This window comes from Photorhabdus sp. P32 (genome assembly GCF_038085095.1).
GTDB lineage: Bacteria > Pseudomonadota > Gammaproteobacteria > Enterobacterales > Enterobacteriaceae > Photorhabdus > Photorhabdus luminescens.
This window is the reverse complement of record NZ_JAZGJN010000095.1, coordinates 1-1,038: the sequence shown is the minus strand read 5'-3', so window position 1 is coordinate 1,038 and position 1,038 is coordinate 1. Positions and strand designations below refer to the sequence as shown.

Below are 1,038 nucleotides of genomic sequence, written 5' to 3'. Positions count from 1 at the left end.
TCACCTGAGCTTCTCTTCAATTCTGGCGGTGAGGGAGGGATTCGAACCCTCGATACGTTTTCACGTATACACACTTTCCAGGCGTGCTCCTTCAGCCTCTCGGACACCTCACCATTTTTTTCATTCCAGCAACTTTGTTTAACATCGTCGCTGCAACGGGGCGCTACTATAGGGAAAACCGTTACAAGCGTCAACACTCTTCTGATATTTTTCTTTGGTTTTTTGATTGCTTAGCGAAATAAGAGTCAATTCGATGAATTGATACCCACTTAATGCCACTGAAATAAACAGATACAAGCCCTTCGGTAAGAAAAAAATGAATTCGTTAACTACTTAACATTCTCAAAATTTTCGTAATGATGATTAACAAAGGGACTTGCAACCTACTCTCAATCATCAGATAACCTTGTATGAAAATGTAAGATGAGGATAAATAGTCATGGAGATTATCTTTTACCACCCCTTTTTTGATGCTGCTCAGTGGATTGAAGGTATGCAGCAACGACTGCCCAATATCCATATCCGTCAATGGAAACGCGGCGATAATAAGCATGCGGATTATGCAATGGTTTGGGCGCCTCCCTATGAGATGTTGGCTAATCGCTCCGGTTTGAAGGGGATTTTTACTTTAGGAGCAGGAGTAGAGGCCATTTTGAAGCAGGAGCAACAAAGACCTGGGATGTTACCCGCCGGTGTGCCACTGATGCGGCTTGAAGATGCCGGTATGGGGCTGCAAATGCAGGAGTATGCGGTAGCAATGGTTTTACATTATTTGCGGCGCATGGATGAATATAAGCTGCAACAAGGGCAGAGGATGTGGAAACAACTCGAACCTCATGATCGTAAAGATTTTGTCGTGGGCGTGTTGGGCGCCGGTGTTCTGGGGCGCGGTGTTGCAGAGACGTTAGTTGAATTGGGCTTTACTGTGCGTTGTTGGAGCCGTACTCCAAAACAGGTTAATAATATAGTTAGTTTTCACGGTGAAGATCAGTTGGGCGATTTTCTCTCCGGTAGTAAGGTGCTTATCAATTTGCTGCC

The 1,038-nt window shown here is 44.7% G+C and carries 1 protein-coding gene and 1 tRNA gene; one reads left to right on the top strand and one right to left on the bottom strand.

Features of this window, described 5'->3' with window-relative positions:
- Nucleotides 1-23: 23 nt before the first annotated feature.
- A tRNA-Ser gene (locus V2H77_RS00430) sits at nt 24-113 on the bottom strand.
- A gap of 326 nt (nt 114-439) precedes the next feature.
- On the opposite strand from V2H77_RS00430, the gene V2H77_RS00425 reads away from it, so the two are divergent.
- The coding region (locus V2H77_RS00425; protein ID WP_341497227.1) for an NAD(P)-dependent oxidoreductase at nt 440-1,038 on the top strand (599 nt) is incomplete at its 3' end.